General features: G+C 42.4%; 19 protein-coding genes. 3 read left to right on the plus strand and 16 right to left on the minus strand.

Translation table 11 applies throughout. From position 1 onward, the window contains the following. The first annotated feature begins 33 nt into the window (after nt 1-33). Complete coding sequence (locus ACVC7Q_RS04815) at nt 34-1,275, plus strand: serine hydrolase (protein ID WP_447265040.1); 1,242 nt, start codon at nt 34-36, stop codon at nt 1,273-1,275. A gap of 55 nt (nt 1,276-1,330) precedes the next feature. Here ACVC7Q_RS04815 and sufB read toward each other — a convergent pair whose 3' ends face one another. From sufB to ACVC7Q_RS04860, 9 genes are all read right to left on the minus strand, one after another. Next, complete coding sequence (gene sufB, locus ACVC7Q_RS04820) at nt 1,331-2,743, minus strand: Fe-S cluster assembly protein SufB (RefSeq protein ID WP_447265041.1); 1,413 nt, start codon at nt 2,741-2,743, stop codon at nt 1,331-1,333. 32 nt (nt 2,744-2,775) lie between these two features. After that, the gene (sufU, locus tag ACVC7Q_RS04825) at nt 2,776-3,210 is read right to left on the minus strand and encodes a Fe-S cluster assembly sulfur transfer protein SufU (protein ID WP_447265042.1); all 435 of its coding nucleotides are present in this window, start codon (nt 3,208-3,210) and stop codon (nt 2,776-2,778) included. Then, on the minus strand, nt 3,197-4,423 hold the full coding sequence (locus ACVC7Q_RS04830; RefSeq protein ID WP_447265043.1) for a cysteine desulfurase: 1,227 nt from the start codon (nt 4,421-4,423) through the stop codon (nt 3,197-3,199). Before ACVC7Q_RS04830 ends, sufU begins: the two co-directional genes overlap by 14 nt. Nucleotides 4,424-4,432: 9 nt before the next feature. Then, nucleotides 4,433-5,695, minus strand: coding sequence for a Fe-S cluster assembly protein SufD (sufD, locus tag ACVC7Q_RS04835; RefSeq protein WP_447265044.1), 1,263 nt, complete (start codon nt 5,693-5,695; stop codon nt 4,433-4,435). A 65-nt stretch (nt 5,696-5,760) separates the two neighbouring features. Further along, on the minus strand, nt 5,761-6,531 hold the full coding sequence (gene sufC, locus ACVC7Q_RS04840; protein WP_003004238.1) for a Fe-S cluster assembly ATPase SufC: 771 nt from the start codon (nt 6,529-6,531) through the stop codon (nt 5,761-5,763). A 134-nt stretch (nt 6,532-6,665) separates the two neighbouring features. Continuing rightward, nucleotides 6,666-7,823, minus strand: coding sequence for a glycosyltransferase family 4 protein (locus ACVC7Q_RS04845; protein WP_447265045.1), 1,158 nt, complete (start codon nt 7,821-7,823; stop codon nt 6,666-6,668). Next, a complete protein-coding gene (gene mecA, locus ACVC7Q_RS04850; protein WP_447265046.1) occupies nt 7,820-8,557 on the minus strand; it encodes an adaptor protein MecA in 738 nt (245 codons plus the stop codon). The genes ACVC7Q_RS04845 and mecA overlap by 4 nt, the downstream gene beginning before the upstream one ends. Before the next feature lie 135 nt (nt 8,558-8,692). Then, on the minus strand, nt 8,693-9,529 hold the full coding sequence (locus ACVC7Q_RS04855; protein WP_447265047.1) for an undecaprenyl-diphosphate phosphatase: 837 nt from the start codon (nt 9,527-9,529) through the stop codon (nt 8,693-8,695). A 108-nt stretch (nt 9,530-9,637) separates the two neighbouring features. Further along, nucleotides 9,638-11,545 (minus strand): DUF2207 family protein, encoded by a 1,908-nt coding sequence (locus tag ACVC7Q_RS04860; RefSeq protein ID WP_447265048.1) that lies wholly within the window; start codon nt 11,543-11,545, stop codon nt 9,638-9,640. A gap of 117 nt (nt 11,546-11,662) precedes the next feature. On the opposite strand from ACVC7Q_RS04860, the gene ACVC7Q_RS04865 reads away from it, so the two are divergent. Continuing rightward, nucleotides 11,663-13,228, plus strand: a complete 1,566-nt coding sequence (locus ACVC7Q_RS04865) for an ABC transporter substrate-binding protein/permease (RefSeq protein WP_447265049.1) — start codon at nt 11,663-11,665, stop codon at nt 13,226-13,228. Further along, nucleotides 13,228-13,968 (plus strand): amino acid ABC transporter ATP-binding protein, encoded by a 741-nt coding sequence (locus ACVC7Q_RS04870; protein ID WP_049483536.1) that lies wholly within the window; start codon nt 13,228-13,230, stop codon nt 13,966-13,968. Before ACVC7Q_RS04865 ends, ACVC7Q_RS04870 begins: the two co-directional genes overlap by 1 nt. A 119-nt stretch (nt 13,969-14,087) precedes the next feature. Here ACVC7Q_RS04870 and ACVC7Q_RS04875 read toward each other — a convergent pair whose 3' ends face one another. The 7 genes from ACVC7Q_RS04875 to ACVC7Q_RS04905 all read right to left on the minus strand — a co-directional run bounded on the left by ACVC7Q_RS04875 (nt 14,088) and on the right by ACVC7Q_RS04905 (nt 20,790). Then, the gene (locus ACVC7Q_RS04875; RefSeq protein ID WP_003004771.1) at nt 14,088-14,303 is read right to left on the minus strand and encodes a capsule biosynthesis transcriptional regulator; all 216 of its coding nucleotides are present in this window, start codon (nt 14,301-14,303) and stop codon (nt 14,088-14,090) included. A 108-nt stretch (nt 14,304-14,411) separates the two neighbouring features. Further along, nucleotides 14,412-15,305, minus strand: a complete 894-nt coding sequence (locus ACVC7Q_RS04880; RefSeq protein WP_049475093.1) for an SPFH domain-containing protein — start codon at nt 15,303-15,305, stop codon at nt 14,412-14,414. A 110-nt stretch (nt 15,306-15,415) separates the two neighbouring features. Further along, the gene (gene ilvA / locus ACVC7Q_RS04885; RefSeq protein WP_447265050.1) at nt 15,416-16,666 is read right to left on the minus strand and encodes a threonine ammonia-lyase IlvA; all 1,251 of its coding nucleotides are present in this window, start codon (nt 16,664-16,666) and stop codon (nt 15,416-15,418) included. Between the two features lie 77 nt (nt 16,667-16,743). Beyond that, a complete protein-coding gene (ilvC, locus tag ACVC7Q_RS04890; protein ID WP_049515823.1) occupies nt 16,744-17,766 on the minus strand; it encodes a ketol-acid reductoisomerase in 1,023 nt (340 codons plus the stop codon). Nucleotides 17,767-17,832: 66 nt separating this feature from the next. Next, nucleotides 17,833-18,309, minus strand: coding sequence for an acetolactate synthase small subunit (ilvN, locus tag ACVC7Q_RS04895; RefSeq protein ID WP_003010242.1), 477 nt, complete (start codon nt 18,307-18,309; stop codon nt 17,833-17,835). Further along, on the minus strand, nt 18,302-20,002 hold the full coding sequence (locus tag ACVC7Q_RS04900; RefSeq protein WP_447265051.1) for an acetolactate synthase large subunit: 1,701 nt from the start codon (nt 20,000-20,002) through the stop codon (nt 18,302-18,304). The genes ilvN and ACVC7Q_RS04900 overlap by 8 nt, the downstream gene beginning before the upstream one ends. A 188-nt stretch (nt 20,003-20,190) precedes the next feature. After that, nucleotides 20,191-20,790 (minus strand): response regulator transcription factor, encoded by a 600-nt coding sequence (locus tag ACVC7Q_RS04905; protein WP_447265052.1) that lies wholly within the window; start codon nt 20,788-20,790, stop codon nt 20,191-20,193. Nucleotide 20,791: the final 1 nt, after the last annotated feature.

The raw sequence follows: 20,791 nt of genomic DNA on the forward strand, positions 1-20,791 counted from the left end.
CAATAGAGAAGACTAAGTAACGAGGAAACAACTGTGAAAAAATTCTTTCTTTCTTTTTTAACCTTCATGCTGCTGTTATGCTGTCTGCCTTATCGAATCGTTCTGGCAGAGGAGCTAAATCTTCCTGTCCAAAGTGCCATTGCTGTTGAAGCTGATACAGGTAAAATTCTCTACGAAAAGGACTCGGAGAAAAAACGAGATGTAGGGGGACTGTCTACACTCTTAACCACTTATCTGATTTTCGAAGCCATTCATGAAAAAAAACTTTCTCTGAAAGATCCTATCATGCTGTCTGAGAAAGCTTTGTCCTTAAATGATATCGAAGGTGCTGGTACTCTTCCTATGGAGGCGAACCAATATACGGTTGAACAGTTATTGACTGCTCTTTTAGTTGGAAATTCTAGCACTGCTGCCTTGGCCTTAGCTGAGAAAGTGGGTGGCTCTGAGAAAAGTTTCGTTGAAAAAATGAAGAAGAAACTTGCTGAATGGGGCATTCAATCTCCTCATTTAATCAATGCTACCGGATTAAATGCACAAACCATCAGCGGAGATCCTGATGGAAAAGAAGACGAAAATCAATTGAGTGCTTATGATATTGCTGTTATTGCCAAGCACTTACTCCAGGATTTTCCTGAAGTGACCAAATATACTTCAAAACCCACTGCTCTTTTTTCAAACACGCAGATTGAAAACCCCAACCTGATGCTAGAAGGCATGCCGAATTACCGGTCTGGAGTCGACGGCCTTCGGGTCAGCAACTCTACCAAAGGAGGTATCACCTTTGCTGCATCGACGACGCAAAATGGCATCCATATGATTACTGTTGTCCTAGGAGTAGAGGCCGTTGACGGTGATCCATATGCACGCTTTGTGGCTACTTCTTCTCTGATGAACTACGTGGTAAGAACCTTTGTTTCTTCCATTGTCGTCAAAGAAGGAGATCCTTACGGGAAAAGTAAGGCAAGTGTTATGGATGGGAAGTCTGAGACTGTTTTAGCTGTTGCAAAAAAAGACTTCTATATCGTCGAAAAACAAGGCAGTCAAGCAGAACCAAAAATTCAATTCAAGAGCACTCAAGAATCATTCAAGGCACCTGTCAAATCAGGAACCACTCTTGGAAAATTACACTATACTGATCCAGATAAAATCGGGCGAGGCTATCTAGAAGATCAGGAGCCAACGGTCGATATGGTAGCGGGAAGAACCATTGAGAAAAGCTTTTTCTTAAAGGTTTGGTGGAATGAATTTGTTCGTTATGTCAACGAAAAGCTATAAATAAAAAAACACAATGGAATCAAGTCCATTGTGTTTTTTGATTGACAAAAATGAATTACCCTACAGAGCCTTCCATTTCGTAGCTAATGAGTCGGTTTAACTCAACGGCATATTCCATTGGAAGTTCTTTCGTAAAGGGCTCTACAAATCCCATGACAATCATTTCTGTCGCTTCTGATTCAGACAGTCCACGACTCATCAAATAATAAAGTTGCTCTTCTGAGATTTTTGAAACCTTAGCTTCGTGCTCCAAAGCAACTTGTGAGTTGTGGATTTCATTAAATGGAATTGTATCTGATGCAGATAAATCATCCATAATAATGGTGTCACACTCGATGTGAGAAACTGATTTCTTGGAATTTTTGTTAAAGGTTACTTGTCCACGGTAGTCTACCTTTCCGCCACCTTTCGCAATAGATTTCGATACGATAGATGAACTAGTATGAGGGGCGTTGTGGATCATCTTGGCACCTGTATCTTGGTGTTGCCCTGCATTCGCAAAGGCAATGGACAACATGGTACCACGCGCTCCTTCTCCATCTAGATAAACAGATGGGTACTTCATAGTTGTCTTGGCACCTAGGTTTCCGTCGATCCACTCAACTGTGGCATCTTTTTGAGCCTTGGCCCGCTTGGTTACCAAGTTGTAGACATTGTCAGACCAGTTTTGGATGGTCGTATAGCGCATGTAAGCACCATCCAAGGCAAAGATCTCGACAATCGCTGCATGGAGGCTATTGCTTGAGTAGGTCGGTGCTGTACATCCTTCTACATAGTGAACACTTGCTCCCTCGTCCACGATAATCAAGGTACGTTCAAACTGACCAGTATTTTCGTTGTTGATACGGAAGTATGTTTGAAGGGGGACGTCTACTTTTACGCCTTTTGGTACATAAATGAAGGTCCCACCAGACCAGACTGCTGAGTTGAGGGCAGCCAATTTGTTGTCCGTTGGTGGTACTAACTTCGCAAAATACTGTTTGAAAAGGTCTGGATATTCTTTTAGGGCAGAATCCGTATCGGTAAAGATAATCCCCAACTTTTCAAACTCTTCTTTCATATTGTGATAAACCACTTCTGATTCATACTGGGCAGAAGCCCCTGCTAAGTAAGCACGTTCCGCTTCAGGAATCCCGATACGCTCAAAGGTTTCCTTGATTTTCTCTGGAACTTCATCCCATGAACGGGCAGGTTTATCTGAAGGTTTTTGATAATAGATCAAATCATCAAAGTCAATCTCTGATAGATCTGCACCCCAGGTTTGCATAGGCATCTTTTTGAAGGTTTCAAAAGATTTCAAACGGAATTCTAACATCCATTCTGGTTCATTTTTTGCTGCAGATAATTCACGAATAACTGCTTCGTTCAAGCCTTTTCCTGTAGAGAGAATAGGTTGAACGTCATCGTGAAATCCAAATTTATATTCACCGAGATCAATTGGTTTCGGTTCGACTCTTTCTTCAGTCATAATTTCCTTTCTTTCTCTGTTTCTTCTTCTAATTATTTGCTACGTTCGATCGCTTTTTTAAGAGCATTCCAGGAGAGGGTCGCACATTTAATCCGTTGTGGGAATTTAGAGACTCCAGATAAGAAGGCTGCGTCACCCAGTTCCTCTTGACGAGGATCTGATTGACCTTGGACCATTTCTGAAAAGACCTGTGCTAATTCTTCAACTTCCTCTTTTGTTTTTCCTATTACAGCATCTGTCATCATACTAGCCGAAGCTGTTGAAATGGTACAGCCTGAATTGACAAAGGCAATATCTTGGACCCTATCATTTTCATCAAATTTTACACTTAACTGGATCACATCTCCACAAGTTGGATTGTTGAGTTGGATCTGATCAACATCTTCAATCTGTCCTTGGTGGTGGGGGTGTTTTGAATGGTCAGCTACGACCGCCATGTACAGCGAATCTAATTTAGAAAGTGCCATTGAAAAACTCCTTTGCTTTTACCAATGCCTCAATTAATTTATCACAGTCCGCTTTGGTGTTGTAGAGATAAAAACTTGCTCTCGTTGTTGCCGGAACTTGTAAATATTGAAGCAAGGGTTGTGCACAGTGGTGACCTGCACGAACGGCAATCCCTTCGTAATCTAGAGCTGTTGCCAAATCATGCGGATGGAGGTCTCCAAGATTAAAAGAAATCACACCAGAACGTTGGGCTAAGTCTTGGGAACCATAGATCTTCAAGCCTTCGATAGCCTGTAATTTTGGAAACACATAGGCAATCAATTCATGCTCATGCGCTTCTATTTGATCCATTCCCAACCCCTCTAAGTAATCGATCGCTGCACCAAGACCAATTGCACCAGCCATATTAGGTGTTCCAGCTTCAAATTTCCAAGGCAATTCCTTCCAAGAAGCAGATTGCTCGTAGACAAAGTCAATCATCTCGCCCCCAAACTCGATCGGAGACATTTGCTCTAAGATTTCTTCCTTTCCATAGAGGACACCAATCCCTGTTGGTGCAGCCATCTTATGGCCAGAAAAAGCAAAGAAATCCGCATCTAAGTCTTGTACATCAATAGCCATATGAGGGGTTGATTGAGCCCCATCTACGACCATCATCGCTCCAACTTCGTGAGCTAATTGAGCAATTTCCTTGATCGGATTGACCACCCCTAAGACATTGGAAGCATGGGTGATGGAGACAAATTTTGTCTTCTCACTAAGCTTGCTCTTTAAGTCCTGCATATCCAGTAAGCCATCTTTTAGATAGACATAGACCAGTTTTGCTCCTGTTTTCTTGCAGGCTTGCTGCCAAGGGATGATGTTGGAGTGATGTTCCATGATGGAAATCAGGACTTCGTCCCCTTCTTTTAGGACTTCTTCTGCATAGCGCGCTACCCAGTTGAGTCCCGTCGTTGTCCCTCTTGTAAAGAGCACTTCCTTGGTTGATGAAGCATTGATGAATTTTCTGACTTTCTCACGCGCTGCCTCATAAGCTGCTGTCGCTCGTTCAGCCAAGGTATGAACTCCACGGTGGACATTGGCATTATCTTGTAAATAATAGTGATTGACTGCTTCGAGAACACTTTTAGGTTTTTGCGTCGTCGCTGCATTATCTAGATAAACCAAAGGCTCATCGTGGACTAGTTGATCGAGAATGGGAAAATCTTGAGCAATCGTATTTTTATCTAGCATTGTTTCTCCTTAGCGTTGAGATAACTTTTCTTCGATGGTAGCAATCATTTCATCACGTACTTCTTTAACTGGAATTTCAACAATAACAGATCCCAAGAAACCACGCACTACTAAGCGTTCTGCCGTGTGTTGATCCAGACCACGACTCATGAGGTAATACATATCTTCTGGATCCACTTGACCGATCGATGCTGCATGACCTGCTGTAACGTCATTTTCATCAATCAAGAGGATTGGGTTAGCATCTGAACGCGCTTGATCCGATAACATCAAGACACGGCTTTCTTGCTGGGCATCTGCTCCTTTAGCACCCTTGATAATATGACCGATTCCATTGAAGGTCAAGGTTCCTTTTTCAAGAATGACACCGTGTTGCAGGATATTTCCGATTGATTTACAACCAAAGTTGGTCACGCGCGTGTCAATCCCTTGCACCTGACGACCACTTGATAAGGCAACGACCTTCAAATCAGCGTGACTTCCATTTCCAACCAAGTCACTGTCAAAGTCTGCAACAACATTGCCTTCATTCATGACACCGATGGCCCAATCAATGCTGGCATCCTGTCCTAGTTTCCCACGGCGACTGATGTAGGCTGTGACATTTTCACCCAGGCGGTCAATCGCCGCAAATTTCACTTGAGCACCTGAGCGGGCGATCACTTCAACCGTCACATTAGCAGTTGCTTTTGCTGTGCCATCACCTTTTGATTCCAAGCGTTCCAAATAGCTGAACTTGCTATTTTTGCCGGCAATAATCAAAATGTGTTTGTTAAAAGGTACATCACTATCACTATCCTGATAGAAAATGCCTTCGATTGGTTCTGAAATTTCGACGTTATCCGGAATATAGAGGACAGCCCCACTATTAAAATATGCTGTGTGGTAAGCTGCTAGTTTGTCATCATCGTATTTGACCGAAGACATAAAGTAGTCTTCCACCACCTGCGGAATTTCTTCTAAGGCAGAATGGAAATCTATGAAGAGGACCCCTTGGTCTGCCAAGACTTGTGGCACCTGTTCAAAAACAGTCTGAGTTCCAACTTGGACCAATTTTAAATTTGAATCAAGGGCTGTAAAATCCGGAACATTGGCAGAAGCCTCGCTTTCTGTGATCGTCCCGTCCCCAAGATTCCAACGGTGGAATTTGACGCGTTCAATCGCTGGTAATTCCAACTGATCGATCTTGTCAAAAGCTTTTTTTCGTAACTCTTGCAACCAACTTGGTTCAGCATGCAGTTCCGAAAAGAGGGTAATATTTTCAATACTCATTTTTTTCTCCTAATAAAGATACTATCTGTTTGATTTTCTGACAAATAAGGCTACTTGTCCACAAGTTATAGTTCTTCTTTATAGTCGTAACCGAGTTCTTCTGCAAGTTGGGCGTATCCTTCCCGTTCCAAGCGTGCAGCCAATTCTGGTCCACCTGAAAGCACGACACGACCTTCCATCATCACATGAACTACGTCAGGAGTAATATAGTTCAACAAACGTTGGTAGTGGGTGATGATCATTGCTCCAAAACCTTCACCCCGCATCGCATTAACCCCTTTAGATACGACCTTAAGAGCATCAATATCCAAACCAGAATCAATTTCGTCCAAAAGAGCAAATGTTGGCTCCAACATCAATAATTGAAGGATTTCATTCCGTTTTTTCTCACCACCAGAGAATCCTTCATTGAGGTAGCGTTCTGCCATTTCTTCTTTCATATTGAGCAGTTCCATCTTTTCATCCAATTTTTTGATGAAATCACGAATAGAGATCTTCTCGTCCTCTTCTTTACCAGCATTCATGGCTGCACGTAAAAATTCTGCATTGGTAATTCCTGGGATTTCTGAAGGGTACTGCATAGCAAGAAACAAGCCCATCCGTGCACGTTCGTCAACTTCCAATTCCAAGATGTTGACACCATCAAACAGAATCTCCCCTTTGGTCACTTCATAATTTGGGTTTCCCATAATGGCAGCTGACAAAGTAGATTTCCCTGTTCCATTTGGTCCCATGATGGCTGCGATCTCACCAGTTTTGAGGGTTAGGTTCACACCTTTTAAAATTTCTTTGCCTTCAATTTCAACGTGAAGGTCTTTGATTTCTAATGTCGACATTGCATTCCCTTTCTTTTTACTTTGAAGTATGGAAGGTTCTCAAAGCAAAGATTCCTTCATCACAAAGTATTTTTTTACCTTTCAAGTATATCAAAAAAAAGCCTAAATGGCTTTTCTTTTGATTAGAACTATTCTTATTTAGTTTTTTCTTTTCGTTTTTGACGAACTTCCTCACGGTAGGAGGAATTGCCAATATAACGAAGGACATTTAATAGCGGACTATGACTAGGCCCCAGAACCCCAATCAATTCTGCTAACAGCTCTACTCCAAACAAGAGCCCGATCACAAGTAAGACGCCCCCAATGCGAGTAGAGATATTGAGCAAGAGAGAAATCAGGGAGAAGATCATCGAAATTCCATAGATCACAAGTACAGTTCCCCGATGCGTCAAGCCCAAGGAAAGCAAGCGGTGGTGCAAGTGATTGCGATCCGGCTTGTAAAATTTTTGACCAGAAAGGGTCCGACGGATAATCGCCAAAAAGGTATCTGTAATCGGCACTCCAAGGATAATCATAGGGGTGACTACTGCAACTGCTGTTGCATTTTTCAAACCTTGCAGGGACAAGACAGAAATCATAAAACCGATAAACAGAGCACCGGTATCTCCCAAATAGAGAATGGCCGGATGGTAGTTAAAGGGAAAGAAACCAGCAATGGACGCAACCAAGACAAAAATGGTCATGGTCAGAAAGAGGTTGGGTACTGGTAGAAAGAAATAGGACACAATCCCCATTGTCACTAGGGAGATAATAGAGACCCCACTCACCAAGCCATCCAATCCATCAATCAGATTGACTGCATTGGTAATGGCAACAATCCAAATCACTGTCAAAAGATAAGAAAGCCACGGTTCAAAATGAAGTAAGGGACCACCAAATGGAATCTTGAAATCATTCAGCCGAAAATCTGTCAAAAACCAGACTAGACTCGCTGCAAGCAGGATACCGATCATCTTTTTCTTGGCTGACAACTCTTTTACATCATCAATCAAGCCTGTGAGAGCAATAATCCATCCCGCTCCTACGACCGGCAAGGTATAGGATAGGTAACTTTTGATTGGGGCAGTGGTGGATGTCAGCATAGGAATAAAGACGAGAGTCGCAATTGAAAAAGCGATCACAATAGACAGTCCACCCGCGCTTGGCATGGGCTTGGTATTGATCCGACGCGCATTCGGATAATCCACTGCATCAATCTTAAAGGAGAATAAGCGAACCAAGGGCGTCAATACCAAGGCAATCATAAAAGTCCCAATCAGCACCAGAACAAATTGCAAGGAAAAGGACATCATAAGCTAGCAACTTTCTTCAAATTCTCAATCGCACCAGACACCATTAGTAAGTGGCCGTGTTCCTGCAGAACGGCTCGTGTCACTTCTGAATCATCTGCATACTCCCGAATGATGGCCAGTAACCAGGTCGGATATTGAGTTGGTTGATCCTCTGTATCGATCAAGACGGTTAAATAATAATCGGATCCCATTTTGTATAATTCAGAGGTATCCACTGGAAAACTGACCATTTTTGAAAAGGCAACTGTTTGCTGGATATTTGAAAAACGCAAAATGTAATAAATATACTGACTTACTGGTGCTTCAGATGTAGGATCTTGTTCTTGATTGTCACGTAACTCTTCTTGTTCCAAATGGTGAATAGCTTCTGCATCCCCTTTTGTCTTATCAGAGATTGTTTTTTCCAAGGTTTTGATAAATTCATCTGGCGTCATGCGCGACAACTCTTCCATATCAGGAAGATCTGACAAATCCTCAAAATCCAATTGTTGATCAATTTTTGATTTGGTAACAAAAACATCCAATTTATCCGGTTTTGGTGTCACACGAAAGCTCAGCATCCCGCTATCCAGGAAGCTTTCTGGCATTTCGAGCTCATCCAAAATGGCATAGAAAAATTCTTCTGTTTTTTCTTGTGGGACAAGGAAATCAGCAATTTCCATTCCGCGTTCTTCTAAGTCTTCTAGTTGGATCGTGATCTTAATTGTTGAATCACTAATTTGCTTCATCTTCATAGCATAACCTCATACTTCTAGTCTTACTATTATACTAAAAAAATGGATAGAATTCAAAAAAAGGATGCATAGAAAAGAGGTCGGGACAAAAGTCTCCAACCTCAATAAACAATTTGATCGAGTTCAACCCTTCTCTTAGAAAATAACACGGAAGAGGCCATACAATAACAAGATGGAACCAAGAACAATACGGTATTTCCCAAAGACGGTGAAATCATGATTTTTCACATAATCTGTCAAGAAGCGGATGGCGTACATGCTGACCACGAAGGCCACTCCCATCGCTACCAGTAGAATAAAGAGTTGCCCTAGTGCAAGTGAATGCCCGCCAAGAGCGAATTTCCCAACCTTTAAGAGGCTAGCCCCAAACATAGCCGGGATACCCAGATAAAAGGTAAACTCTGTCACCACTGGACGGCTAACACCATTGATCAAGCCCCCTACAATCGTAGCGCCTGAACGGCTTGTACCTGGAAATAGAGATAAGACTTGGAAAAGTCCGATATAAAGAGCTGTTCGATAAGATAGCTTATGCAACTCCGTCACTGCAGGTTCGACTTGTTCCCGTCTTTCCAAATAGATAAAGGCAATCCCGTAGGTGATCAACATAATTGCAACGGAAATCGAATTGTGGAAATGCGCCTCAAACCAATCATCTAATTTAAAAACAAAGACAAGAGGGAGGGTTGCAACTGCAACTTTTGCCCATAATTGCCAGGTCCGACGTACTTCTAGTGGAGATTTACCAGGTTTGAAGGGGTATAATTTATCAAAATAAATTACCACAACCGCTAGGATCGCACCCAATTGGATCACAACATTGAACATCTCCATAAAGGCTGGATCTTGGTTTTTAAACTGCACAAAATCCTGTAGTAGAATCAAGTGACCTGTACTTGAGATCGGTAGCCATTCTGTAATCCCCTCGACAATCCCAAAAAGGATCGCCTTGATTAATTCGATCAGAAACATCTTTTTCTCCTAAACTTACATTTGCTCTATTATATCATAAATCTATGGACTGGACCAGGCCTTCCATACTAGAAGGGAAAGAGCGACCAATACCATTCTTAGTACTGCTTAGAAGGCACCAAAGCCTCCTCCGCCTCCTCCGCCAGAGAAGCCCCCTCCACTACCAGAAGAAACTGTGAAATGACTAGCTGTCGATGCTGTCGATCCATAAGTAGACATGGCATGACTTGAGTGGGTCACATCATGATAGAACGGAGTGTAAACGAAGGCGTTTAAGGCTTGATTTTCTAACTGAATATTCCGAAGTTTCATGACCTTTGTGACCTGATCGGCTACACCATACAAGGCCGCATAGACCAATAAGCGATTCCATAGGACCAGAGACTGCAACTCTGCATCGTTGAGGTGGGCAATCTCTTTCAACATCCGACCAAAACTATCCCAGTAATAGCGTTGCTCAGCACCCGCAAGATTGACAACACCATCTCGTAGGCAGGCTTTAAAGACACCATTGAAGCGCACTGGCATAAACCAAAGTATGAGGATCTCTATCAAACAAGGAACAGAGAACCAACCCATCCCAAAGATGGCAAAGATTTCTGCTCCAAGGGCGATAAACCAAGCAGCCCAACCAAAGAAGAGGCTTCGTCTAGCTTGCGCTTCTTCAGTTGCCTCTAAAGGGCGATAGTAGCTTGGCAAATGGAGATCTTCCACCTTGCGATGAACATCTTTGGCTACCTGGTTGACAGCAGCATCAAAGCGACCCTGAGCCCTACTTCCTAGCGAACGAATAGCATCTTGATCTGCTTTTTTGGCATGTTTGTATACGTCATCACTAAATTCATAATTCTTAAAGAGATCTTTAACGGTACAGGAAACCTGATCCCCAAAAGCCATATTCATAAAAGAGCGTTCAAAATCATCCACATGTCCATGAGAATTCCTGGTCAAAACAACTTCATTTCCTTGTTGCTCGTAGACTATCACTCCACGATCCATCAAATCCAGCAAAGTGGCTTGAAGCATTTTTTCAAATGTAAATACCGGAGGAGTCGCCTTCTCTTTATTGGTCGGGGAGGCCTCGTCTAATTCAGCTGAATAAACAACCGAACTCATAATTAGAGGTGCAATGTCCTGTGGAATCTCATAAAGACGAGTATCGGTCGGATAGGTAACACCAGGCCAAATCATTTTTTTGAACCGATTGCGACCCAAGAGAGAAAGAAGCCAGAGTGCAATAATTAAGGCTGGCAAGATCCATTTCCAAAACATGCGTGTCCAGTATTTTTCTTGTTCAATTTTGGCTTGGTTCTTATGAAATTCATCCAATTTGGTCAATCCTGTATTTCGACCAGAATCATACAAAGTAGATAAGTCTGACTTCAACCAGTATCCATACAACTCCACCGCTTTTCCCTTACCTAAGTTATAGAAAGTAGCAGAATAGATTCCATCTTCTTTTTTTACAGTCACATCTGGTCCCATAAAGGCTGTATGGATGTACAGTTCCGATTGGGCATTGGCTGGTGCGAACTTAGGAATAACACGAAATTGAACTTCATCCACCTTCTGATCACCATCAGTAATTGGTTTCCAGTTCAACTGCAAGATATCCTTGTGTGAGTAAAGAAGATTTTTTAATTTCCATGTGACTTTAATTTTGACTGTATCTGTCGCCACACCACTGTTATAAATTTTCACTCGGTAGCCATCACCTAGATTCGTAATCTCAGGTTCTCTTTGAAGATCACGGCCTTCCACCTCAACCTTTGGCGGCATCTCAATTGCAAAGCCTTGTGGCATATTCCCCGCCGTTCCTAGACTAACATACTGCCCTCTGTAAGAATCTTTGAAATAATAGACCAACTCCTCCTCATAGGTGGCGTCGTCCCAGTTGTCCAAGGTCAAGGTTCCACCATAGTACAATACATCATAAGAGGGGCTAGATGCATGGACGTTCTGACTAACAAAAAGGCAGGCCAGAAAGGCGAAAAAAACATACAAATACTTTTTCATTTGATCACGCTCCTTTGTATTATTATAGCATTTTTTAAATAAAAAGAGGAGCATGCTTGAAATGCAACCTATTTTACCGTACAATAGGAAGAGTTAAAATAAGGAAGAGGAGAAAAAATGAAAAAAACATTATTCGCGCTCTTAACAGGGCTTTTCATTTGCCTAGGCATCACACAGGTTGCTCATGCAGATGACTATTTACGAATCGGAATGGAAGCGGCCTACGCTCCCTTTAACTGGACACAAAACGATGACTCTAATGGAGCCGTTAAGATTGATGGTACCAACCAATATGCCAATGGGTATGACGTCCAAGTTGCTAAAAAAATTGCAGCAGATTTAGGAAAAAAACCTTTGGTGGTTAAAACAGAATGGGATGGACTCTTACCAGCCCTAACTTCTGGTAAAATCGATATGATCATCGCTGGGATGACCCCTACTGCTGAACGTAAAAAAGCCATCGCTTTTTCAACTAGTTACTATAACAGTGAGCCTGTTCTCGTCGTAAACAAGGATGGCAACTACGCAAAAGCTAAAACACTAGACGATTTCAAGGATGCCAAGATCACTTCTCAACAAGGAGTATACCTCTACACCTTGATTCCCCAATTAAAAGGCGTTAGCCAACAAACAGCTATGGGAGACTTTACCCAAATGCGTCAAGCTTTAGAAGCTGGTGTCATCGATGGCTATGTTTCTGAACGACCAGAAGCACTTGCTGCTGAAGCTGCTAACAAGAAATTTAAGATGATCCGCCTAACAAAAGGTTTCCAAGTTGGAGAAGAAGATGCTTCTACTGCTGTTGGAATGCGAAAAGGTGACAACCGCATGGCACAAGTCAATGCTACCATCGCAAAACTTTCGACGGATGATCAAACCAAGCTCATGGATCAAATGATTCAATTGCAACTGGCGACTACAGAGAACAAAAAGGAAAAACAACCATCGTTCTTTGAACAAGTCTTTGCCATCATTAAATCCGATGGTCCTCAATTCCTTCGCGGAACTGGAATGACCCTGCTCATCTCTATCACAGGTACTGTCTTTGGTTTAATCATTGGGTTGTTGATTGGCGTTTACCGGACAGCTCCAAAAGCAAAAAATAAAGTCCTTGCTGGATGCCAAACCGCCTTTGGTTGGTTCTTGAACGTCTATATTGAAATCTTCCGCGGGACACCTATGATTGTACAATCTATGGTTATTTACTACGGAACAGCTCAAGCATTTGGAATTTCAATCGACCGGACCCTCGCTGCCATCGTCATCGTATCTATCAACACAGGTGCCTACATGAGTGAAATTGTTCGTGGTGGGATTTATGCTGTTGATAAGGGGCAATTTGAAGCAGCTACTGCACTGGGAATGACCCATGGACAAACCATGCGCAAGGTCGTACTTCCACAAGTTGTCCGCAATATCTTGCCAGCGACAGGGAATGAATTCGTCATTAACATTAAAGATACCTCTGTCTTGAACGTTATCTCTGTGGTTGAGCTATACTTTACTGGTAAAACCGTTGCATCACAAAATTACCAAACTTTCCAAACCTTTACGGTGATTGCTGTGATTTACTTCGTTCTCACCTTTACCATCACACGAATCCTTCGCTACATCGAACGTCGCTTAGATTCTGAAACTTATACTACAGGTGCAAATCAAATGCAAGTCAATGAGGTGAAATAATGTCAGAAAAAATTCTTGAAATTCAACATTTAAAAAAATCTTATGGTCAAAATGAGGTTTTGAAAGATATTTCGCTCACAGTTGAAAAAGGAGAGGTGATCTCCATCATCGGGAGCTCAGGTAGCGGAAAATCAACCTTTCTTCGCTCCATCAATCTTCTAGAGACTCCTACTGATGGAGAGATTCTCTATCGTGGGCAAAATGTTCTTGATCCTGAGTATGATCTTACCCACTACCGCGAGAAATTGGGAATGGTGTTCCAAAGCTTTAATCTCTTTGAAAATTTAAATGTCTTGGAAAATACGATCGTTGCACAAACAACCGTCCTCAAGCGTGATCGTGAAACCGCAGAAAAAGTTGCCAAAGAAAACCTTGAAAAAGTCGGTATGGGATCTCAATATTGGGCTGCCCGTCCGAAACAACTTTCAGGAGGCCAAAAGCAACGGGTCGCTATCGCGCGTGCCCTTTCCATGGATCCTGATGCCATCCTCTTTGATGAACCAACTTCCGCCCTGGACCCTGAAATGGTTGGGGAAGTTTTGAAGATCATGCAGGACCTCGCTAAAGAAGGTTTGACCATGATCGTCGTAACCCACGAAATGGAATTTGCCCGCGATGTCTCTAGCCGTGTCATCTTCATGGACAAGGGGGTCATTGCTGAGCAGGGAGATCCAAAAGAAATCTTTAGTAATCCCAAAGAAGAACGGACCAAGGAATTCCTTCAACGCTTCTTACACTAATCTCTTGAAACAGTTTGCTTACCAGTATGGAAGCAAGCTGTTTTTTGTACCTCCTCTTCTTTTAAGGCATAGAAAAAACCAGAAAGGAAGCCTCTCTGGTTTTTAATTGGAACAACAAATTAATCTTCGAATTTTTGATGATTTTTGTCATAAAAATCAATCAATCCGAGTGCAGTTTCAAACGAGATGTTCTTCACTTTTGCACGTCCTTGAGCCAAGGCAATGATAGACATTTCACGGGCATTTGTTTCTTTACTGATACGATATCCCGTAATTTTCTTATCGCGTACCCATCCAACAACTGATTCTACTTTTTCAAAGTTCGATTTAGCCATGATCTTTCTCCTATATTATTATTTCCAATACTAATATAAATTTTTTTGCACATTTTGTCAACTAAAATCGCTGAAAATACGAACCTTTTTTAAAAAATGAAAAAAAGTTTACTTTGCTTTCAAGGCTGATAATATTTGTGTACGAATGTTTTCGACGCCATCTGGGTTAGCTGGTAGGAAAATCGTATTATTCCCTTCCTTATCTGCAAAATTATTTAAGGTATCTAAGTACTGATTGGTTAACAGAATAGACATGATTTGCTCTTCGGTCAAGTCTACATTGGCTCCTTTTAACTCTTTAATAGAGTCTGCCAATCCATCGACAATAGCCTTCCGTTGCTCAGCAATACCGACCCCGTGCAAGCGGTCTTTTTCCGCCTCAGCTTCGGCAGCAGTAACGATCTTGATCTTGTCTGCTTCTGCCAATTCCTGAGCTGCCACGCGTTTTCTTTGCGCCGCATTAATCTCGTTCATGGATTGTTTCACTTCGGCATCTGGCTCAACTTTGGTGATCAAGGTTTTTACAATAATATATCCATAAGTTGACATTTCTTCTGCCACTTGTTTTTGAACTTCAAGGGCGATTTCATCTTTTTTCTCAAATAATTCATCCAAGGTCAACTTGGGAACAGAAGAACGCAAAGCATCTTCAATGTATGATTTAATCTGTGATTCTGGACGCATCAACTTGTAGTAGGCATCCTTTACGTTGCTTTCGTTCACTCGGTATTGCGTCGCCACATTCATGGTAACGAATACGTTATCCTGAGTTTTTGTTTCAACCACGATCTCACTCTGCAAGACGCGCAATTGAACTCGTGCTGCAATTTTATCGATACCAAAAGGCGCTCGCATATGAATGCCACTATCGCTAATTTTTTGATAACGTCCGAAGCGCTCGATGATAGCAACGGATTGTTGCTTGACCACATATAGTGAGCTAATCACAATGAATCCTGCAACCAGTAGCAAGAATAAAACAAAGATAATAAATCCAGGCATAAAAAGTTCCTCCTTTTAATTTACGCATATCATATCACAAGTATTGATAAAAAAGCAATATATTCCTTAAAAATATATTGCTTAAATGGTCGATTGTTTCTGTATGATCCTCAGACGAGCATATTATAGAGAGTTTCATTTCCGTTCAAGTTAATGAAAGATGGATCAAAACGCTCGATACGGTTGACCAAGCCTGCATAGTCATGTTTATTGGCTAAAGTAACCCCAATCAAGACAGGGCCTGTTCCCTTACTAGCGCGCTTGATGTATTCAAAACGTGTGATATCATCATTTGGCCCTAAGATATCATTTACAAACTCGCGAAGGGCTCCTGGACGTTGTGGGAAGTTTACGATAAAGTAGTGTTTCACTCCATCGTAGATCAAGGCACGTTCTTCCATTTCAGGCATGCGGTTAATATCATTATTCCCACCTGAGATAATACAACAGATCGTTTTACCCTTGATGTATTCGCGCAAGATCTCTAAAGATGCCACACTAGCAGCTCCCGCTGGTTCGGCAACAATTCCTTGCTTAGAATAAAGATCAATCAAAGTCTCTGAAATCAAACCTTCATCGACCCCAACCAGGGTTTCCACATGCTGGCGGGTTACTTCATAGGTTAATTGTCCTACTTTTTGCACGGCAATCCCATCTGCAAATTTATCAATTTCTGGTAATTTGACTGGGCCCCCTGCTTCAAAAGCAGCCTTCATGGAGCGCGCCCCTTCGGCCTCTACCCCAATGACCTCAATCCTAGGCTCTGTTTCTTTGATATAGGTAGAAACACCTGAAATGAGGCCACCACCTCCTACAGGAACAAGGACTGCATCAAAAGCAATCGATTCTTTTCGAGCTTCTTCAAGGATTTCGTAGGCCACTGTTCCTTGACCAGCCTGTACGTTTGGATCATCAAACGGGTCAATAAAGGTCCGTTTTTCTGAAAGAGTAAATTCTTGTGCCGCCTTAGCTGACGCGTCAAAGGTATCCCCAACCAATTTAATCGTTACATAATCCCCACCAAAGAATCGAACTTGACCGATCTTTTGTTGCGGTGTCGTAATCGGCATGAAGATGGTCGCTGGAATCTTCATTTCATTACAAGTATAAGCAACACCTTGCGCATGGTTTCCCGCAGAAGCACACACTACCCCACGCTCACGCTCTTCTTTTGAGAGTTGAGAAATTGCAAAATACGCTCCACGAATCTTGAAAGAACGAACACGTTGAGCGTTTTCTTTTTTCAAATAAATCTTTGCCCCATATTTTTCAGATAAATAGTGGTCGTATTCAAGAGGCGTATTAACAACGACCCCTCTTAATATTTTATGGGCCTTAGCCACATCTTTTGCTGTTATCATTTCATACCTCTGTTTGCTGTGTTTTGATGAAAAAAGCAAGCCAGGGTGTCCCAACTTGCTTAGTCTTCTACAGACAATTAGTTGTAGATTTTGAAGGCGTCATCGTCGTTTTGACCAACGAACGGCATTGCTTTACGTAATTCAGCACCAACTTTTTCAATTTCAAGGTTAGCAGCTTGTTCACGGTAAGCAGTTAATTTTGGACGTCCAGCTTTGTAGTCGTTAACAAAGTCGTTAGCGAAGTTACCATTTTGAATGTCAGCAAGAACAGCTTTCATATTTTCTTTCACTTGCTCAGTGATGACACGTGGGCCTGATACATAGTCACCGTATTCAGCAGTGTTAGAGATTGATTGACGCATTTTCTTGAAGCCACCTTCGTAGATCAAGTCCACAATCAATTTCATTTCGTGAAGAACTTCAAAGTATGCCAATTCTGGAGCATAACCGGCTTCAGTCAATACTTCAAAACCAGCTTCGATAAGGGCAGTCAAACCACCACAAAGTACAGCTTGTTCTCCGAACAAATCTTCTTCCGTTTCTTCTTTGTAGGTTGTTTCAAGAAGACCAACGCGTGCCGCACCAACACCTTTACACCAGTCCATAGCGATATCTTTCGCATTACCAGTAGCATCTTGGTATACTGCGTAAAGTGCAGGAACACCAAAACCTTCTTCAAATGTACGACGTACCAAGTGACCTGGTCCTTTAGGAGCACACATGAAAACATCAACATCTTTAGGAACTTTGATGAATTCGAAGTGGATGTTAAATCCGTGTGCGAAACCAACAGCATTACCAGCTTCAAGGTTTGGAGCAATTTCTGCTTCGTACAATTCTTGTTGGATTTCGTCTGGAGCCAAGATCATGATAACATCAGCCAATTTAGTTGCTTCTGCTACTGTGTAAGTATCAAAACCATCTTCTTTAGCTTTATCGAATGACTTCCCTGGGCGCACACCGATGATCACATCGTGACCTGTATCACGCAAGTTTTGTGCATGCGCATGACCTTGTGAACCGTAACCGATAACGGCGATTTTTTTACCGTCAAGTGCTGCTACTTTTACGTCTTTTTCATATTCCATTTGAACTGCCATAAGTAAAATCTCTTTTCTATTTTAATTTGCCTTTTTAAGGCGAGGATAACAATTTTCAGTCGAGAATTAATCTCGAGTAAATCCGGTTGCACCGGTGCGGGCGATGTTTTTAATCCCATACGGACGAATAACCCGAATAAGGGCTTCACTCTTTTCTGCATTTCCCGTCATTTGAACAGTAATCGAGCTTGGAGCTACGTCGACCACGGTTGCACGGAACGGTTGGATGATGGCCAAGATCTCTGCCCGCTTCTCAGCAGGTGCAGAAACTTTCACCAAGATCACTTCGCGCTCCAAGTGTGGTTTATCTGTGATATCCCGAACACGGATCACATCCACCTGGCGGTTGAGCTGTTTGATGATTTGCTCCACTTCATCGTGCGAAGCAACATCAATGATGATGGTAATCCGCGATACGTTAGGGTTTTCTGTTGCGCCAACAGAGATACTTTCGATATTGACTTGACGTCTCGATAGAACTCCTGTGAAGCGGTTTAGAACACCTGAGCGGTTTTGAAGTTTGGCTGTTAACATTCTACGCATTAAACTTCACCCCCAACATCTCATGATTACTCTTACCAGCTGGTACCATCGGTAAGACATGCTCTTTCCGAGAAATGTCTACTTCGATGAACATTGGTACATCTTCTGTGATGACTTCCAAATCCTTCTCTAGGGTTTCAGGATTATCAAATTTATAATTCTTGATTCCGTAGGCTTGCGCCATCAATTGGAAATCCGGAAGGCTATCAAAGACTGACTCTGATGTCCGACCATCATAGAAGGCTTCTTGCCATTGACGGACCATCCCAAGTGAATGGTTGTTGAGCATAACGACCTTGATGGGAACCTTATAAATATTTAAGATCGCCAATTCTTGGTTGGTCATTTGGAAACCACCATCTCCGACAAAGAGAACAACTTCTTTATCTGGATTGGCAATTTTTGCTCCGATAGCTGCAGGAACACCGAATCCCATCGTTCCTAGACCACCTGAAGTCACCAATTGGCGCTCATTTTGGTAAGGATAGTATTGAGCTGCCCACATTTGGTGTTGTCCAACGTCTGTAACGACAATAGCGTCACCCTTGGTCAACTCTCCAATGCGCTCGATCACAGCTTGTGGCTGTACAACCCGTTCCTTCTTGTCGTAAGAACGAACCCGGTTCTTATCTTGGGTTACCTTTTCGATCCATTTTTCTGTATTGTTATGAACCATTGGCTCTGCTAGTAACTGCTGCAAGGCCTTCTTCGCATCGCCGACAACTGGAATGTCAACAGCAATGATTTTGCCAATCTCTGCAGGATCAATATCGATGTGGGCAACCTTAGCATTCTTAGCGAAAGTTTTTGGATTACCTGTTAAACGGTCATCAAATCGACAACCAACACTAATCATGAAATCCGTCTCTGTCATAGCAATGTTAGCAGCGAAGGATCCGTGCATTCCTCCCATTCCTAGGAAAAGAGGATGACTGGTCGCAATCGTTCCTTGACCTAAGAGACTAGTCACTACTGGAATCTGATAGCGCTCAGCTAGAGCAATCAACTCTTCTGATGCTCCAGCGTAGCTGACACCACCACCAACGAGGAGCACTGGTTTTTTAGCCTTACTCAATTGCTTCAAAATCTTTTTAATCTGCAACTCATTGGGCTCAATGGTCGGCTGGTAGCTTGGAAGATTCACGCTTGGTTCATAGATGAAATCTGTCTCTAAAGCTGAGACATCTTTTGGAAGGTCAATGACAACAGGTCCTGGACGACCTGTTGTCGCGATATGGACAGCTTCTGTGATAATCCGCGGAAGATCTGCCGTCTCACGTACTTGATAGTTGTACTTGGTAATCGGCATGGTGATTCCCACAATATCCGCCTCTTGGAAGGCATCTTTCCCGATTCCAGCGCGATTAACTTGACCAGTAAAGACCAATAAAGGAACACTGTCGCTCATGGCATCCGCAATCCCTGTAATAGCATTGGTAGCCCCCGGTCCACTCGTGACAACTGCTACACCCAGCTTTCCAGTCGATTTGGCATAGCCTTCAGCTTCATGCAAGCACCCTTGTTCGTGTCGTCCAAGAATATGCTTGATACCTTCAAAGCTATAGATAGCATCGTATAAAGGCAACACGGCTCCACCAGGATAACCAAAAATCGTATCGATTCCCAAATCACGCAGGGTTTCAAGGACAAGTTCTGAACCGGTTTTCGCAGTTTCTAAGGTAATTTTCTCCATGTCTCTCCTTTCCAGTACTTTGTTTCTCAAATGAGCATGCTACTATCATACCATTTTTGGGAAATATTTCAAGGAAAAATAGTAAATTTTCTGAATTTTCTATCCAAATCCGAATAATGAGAGTTTCTCTAGAATTTCTAAGTCTATCACAAAAAAAGTCTCTAGGAAATCCTAGAAACTTTTCTTCCTTATAACCAACCCTTTTCTTGGGCAATCCTTGCTGCGTCCGTCCGATTTTCCGCATCCAACTTAGTCAAAATAGCCGACATGTAATTGCGGATGGTTCCGTTTGAAAGAAATAAGCGATCGGCAATTTCTTGGTTAGAAGCCCCTTTAGCAACTTCTTTTAGGACCGCTTGCTCCTGAGGGCTTAGAGGATTGGGATGGGTCAAGATTCCTTCCATTAATTCTGGTGAATATTCTTTTTGCCCTGCTAAAACTGCATGAAGAGTCGCCATCAAATCTGTAATGCGACGTTCTTTTAAGACATAGGCATCTACTCCAGCTTTAAGGGCACGCTCAAAGTAACCCGGCCGCTTAAAAGTGGTAACAATGACAACCTTGAGCTGGGGTCGTTGACGTTTGGCCCATTCCAACACTTCTAGCCCTGTTTTGATGGGCATCTCAATATCTAAGATAGCAATATCAACTGGATGGGTTTCGAGTAAGTGAATGGCTTCTTGCCCATCTCCAGCCTGCAAGACTTCTTCTACATCTTCTTGTAAAAGCAAGAGCTGACAAAGGGCATCGCGCAACATACTTTGGTCTTCTGCAACTAATAAGCGCATC

This window comes from Streptococcus sp. W151 (assembly GCF_053010205.1).

Bases quoted from the DNA above. Each gene is read 5' to 3' on its own strand.
- ACVC7Q_RS04865 (WP_447265049.1), top strand. From the start codon at position 11,663: ATGAAAAAAACATTATTCGCGCTCTTAACAGGGCTTTTCATTTGCCTA.
- ACVC7Q_RS04875 (WP_003004771.1), bottom strand. From the start codon at position 14,303: ATGGCTAAATCGAACTTTGAAAAAGTAGAATCAGTTGTTGGATGGGTA.
- mecA (WP_447265046.1), bottom strand. From the start codon at position 8,557: ATGAAGATGAAGCAAATTAGTGATTCAACAATTAAGATCACGATCCAA.
- ilvC (WP_049515823.1), bottom strand. From the start codon at position 17,766: ATGGCAGTTCAAATGGAATATGAAAAAGACGTAAAAGTAGCAGCACTT.
- ilvA (WP_447265050.1), bottom strand. From the start codon at position 16,666: ATGATAACAGCAAAAGATGTGGCTAAGGCCCATAAAATATTAAGAGGG.
- ACVC7Q_RS04860 (WP_447265048.1), bottom strand. From the start codon at position 11,545: ATGAAAAAGTATTTGTATGTTTTTTTCGCCTTTCTGGCCTGCCTTTTT.
- ilvN (WP_003010242.1), bottom strand. From the start codon at position 18,309: ATGCGTAGAATGTTAACAGCCAAACTTCAAAACCGCTCAGGTGTTCTA.
- ACVC7Q_RS04855 (WP_447265047.1), bottom strand. From the start codon at position 9,529: ATGTTTCTGATCGAATTAATCAAGGCGATCCTTTTTGGGATTGTCGAG.
- sufD (WP_447265044.1), bottom strand. From the start codon at position 5,695: ATGAGTATTGAAAATATTACCCTCTTTTCGGAACTGCATGCTGAACCA.
- sufC (WP_003004238.1), bottom strand. From the start codon at position 6,531: ATGTCGACATTAGAAATCAAAGACCTTCACGTTGAAATTGAAGGCAAA.
- ACVC7Q_RS04830 (WP_447265043.1), bottom strand. From the start codon at position 4,423: ATGCTAGATAAAAATACGATTGCTCAAGATTTTCCCATTCTCGATCAA.
- ACVC7Q_RS04870 (WP_049483536.1), top strand. From the start codon at position 13,228: ATGTCAGAAAAAATTCTTGAAATTCAACATTTAAAAAAATCTTATGGT.
- ACVC7Q_RS04880 (WP_049475093.1), bottom strand. From the start codon at position 15,305: ATGCCTGGATTTATTATCTTTGTTTTATTCTTGCTACTGGTTGCAGGA.
- ACVC7Q_RS04845 (WP_447265045.1), bottom strand. From the start codon at position 7,823: ATGATGTCCTTTTCCTTGCAATTTGTTCTGGTGCTGATTGGGACTTTT.
- ACVC7Q_RS04905 (WP_447265052.1), bottom strand. From the start codon at position 20,790: ATGCGCTTATTAGTTGCAGAAGACCAAAGTATGTTGCGCGATGCCCTT.
- sufU (WP_447265042.1), bottom strand. From the start codon at position 3,210: ATGGCACTTTCTAAATTAGATTCGCTGTACATGGCGGTCGTAGCTGAC.
- ACVC7Q_RS04900 (WP_447265051.1), bottom strand. From the start codon at position 20,002: ATGGAGAAAATTACCTTAGAAACTGCGAAAACCGGTTCAGAACTTGTC.
- sufB (WP_447265041.1), bottom strand. From the start codon at position 2,743: ATGACTGAAGAAAGAGTCGAACCGAAACCAATTGATCTCGGTGAATAT.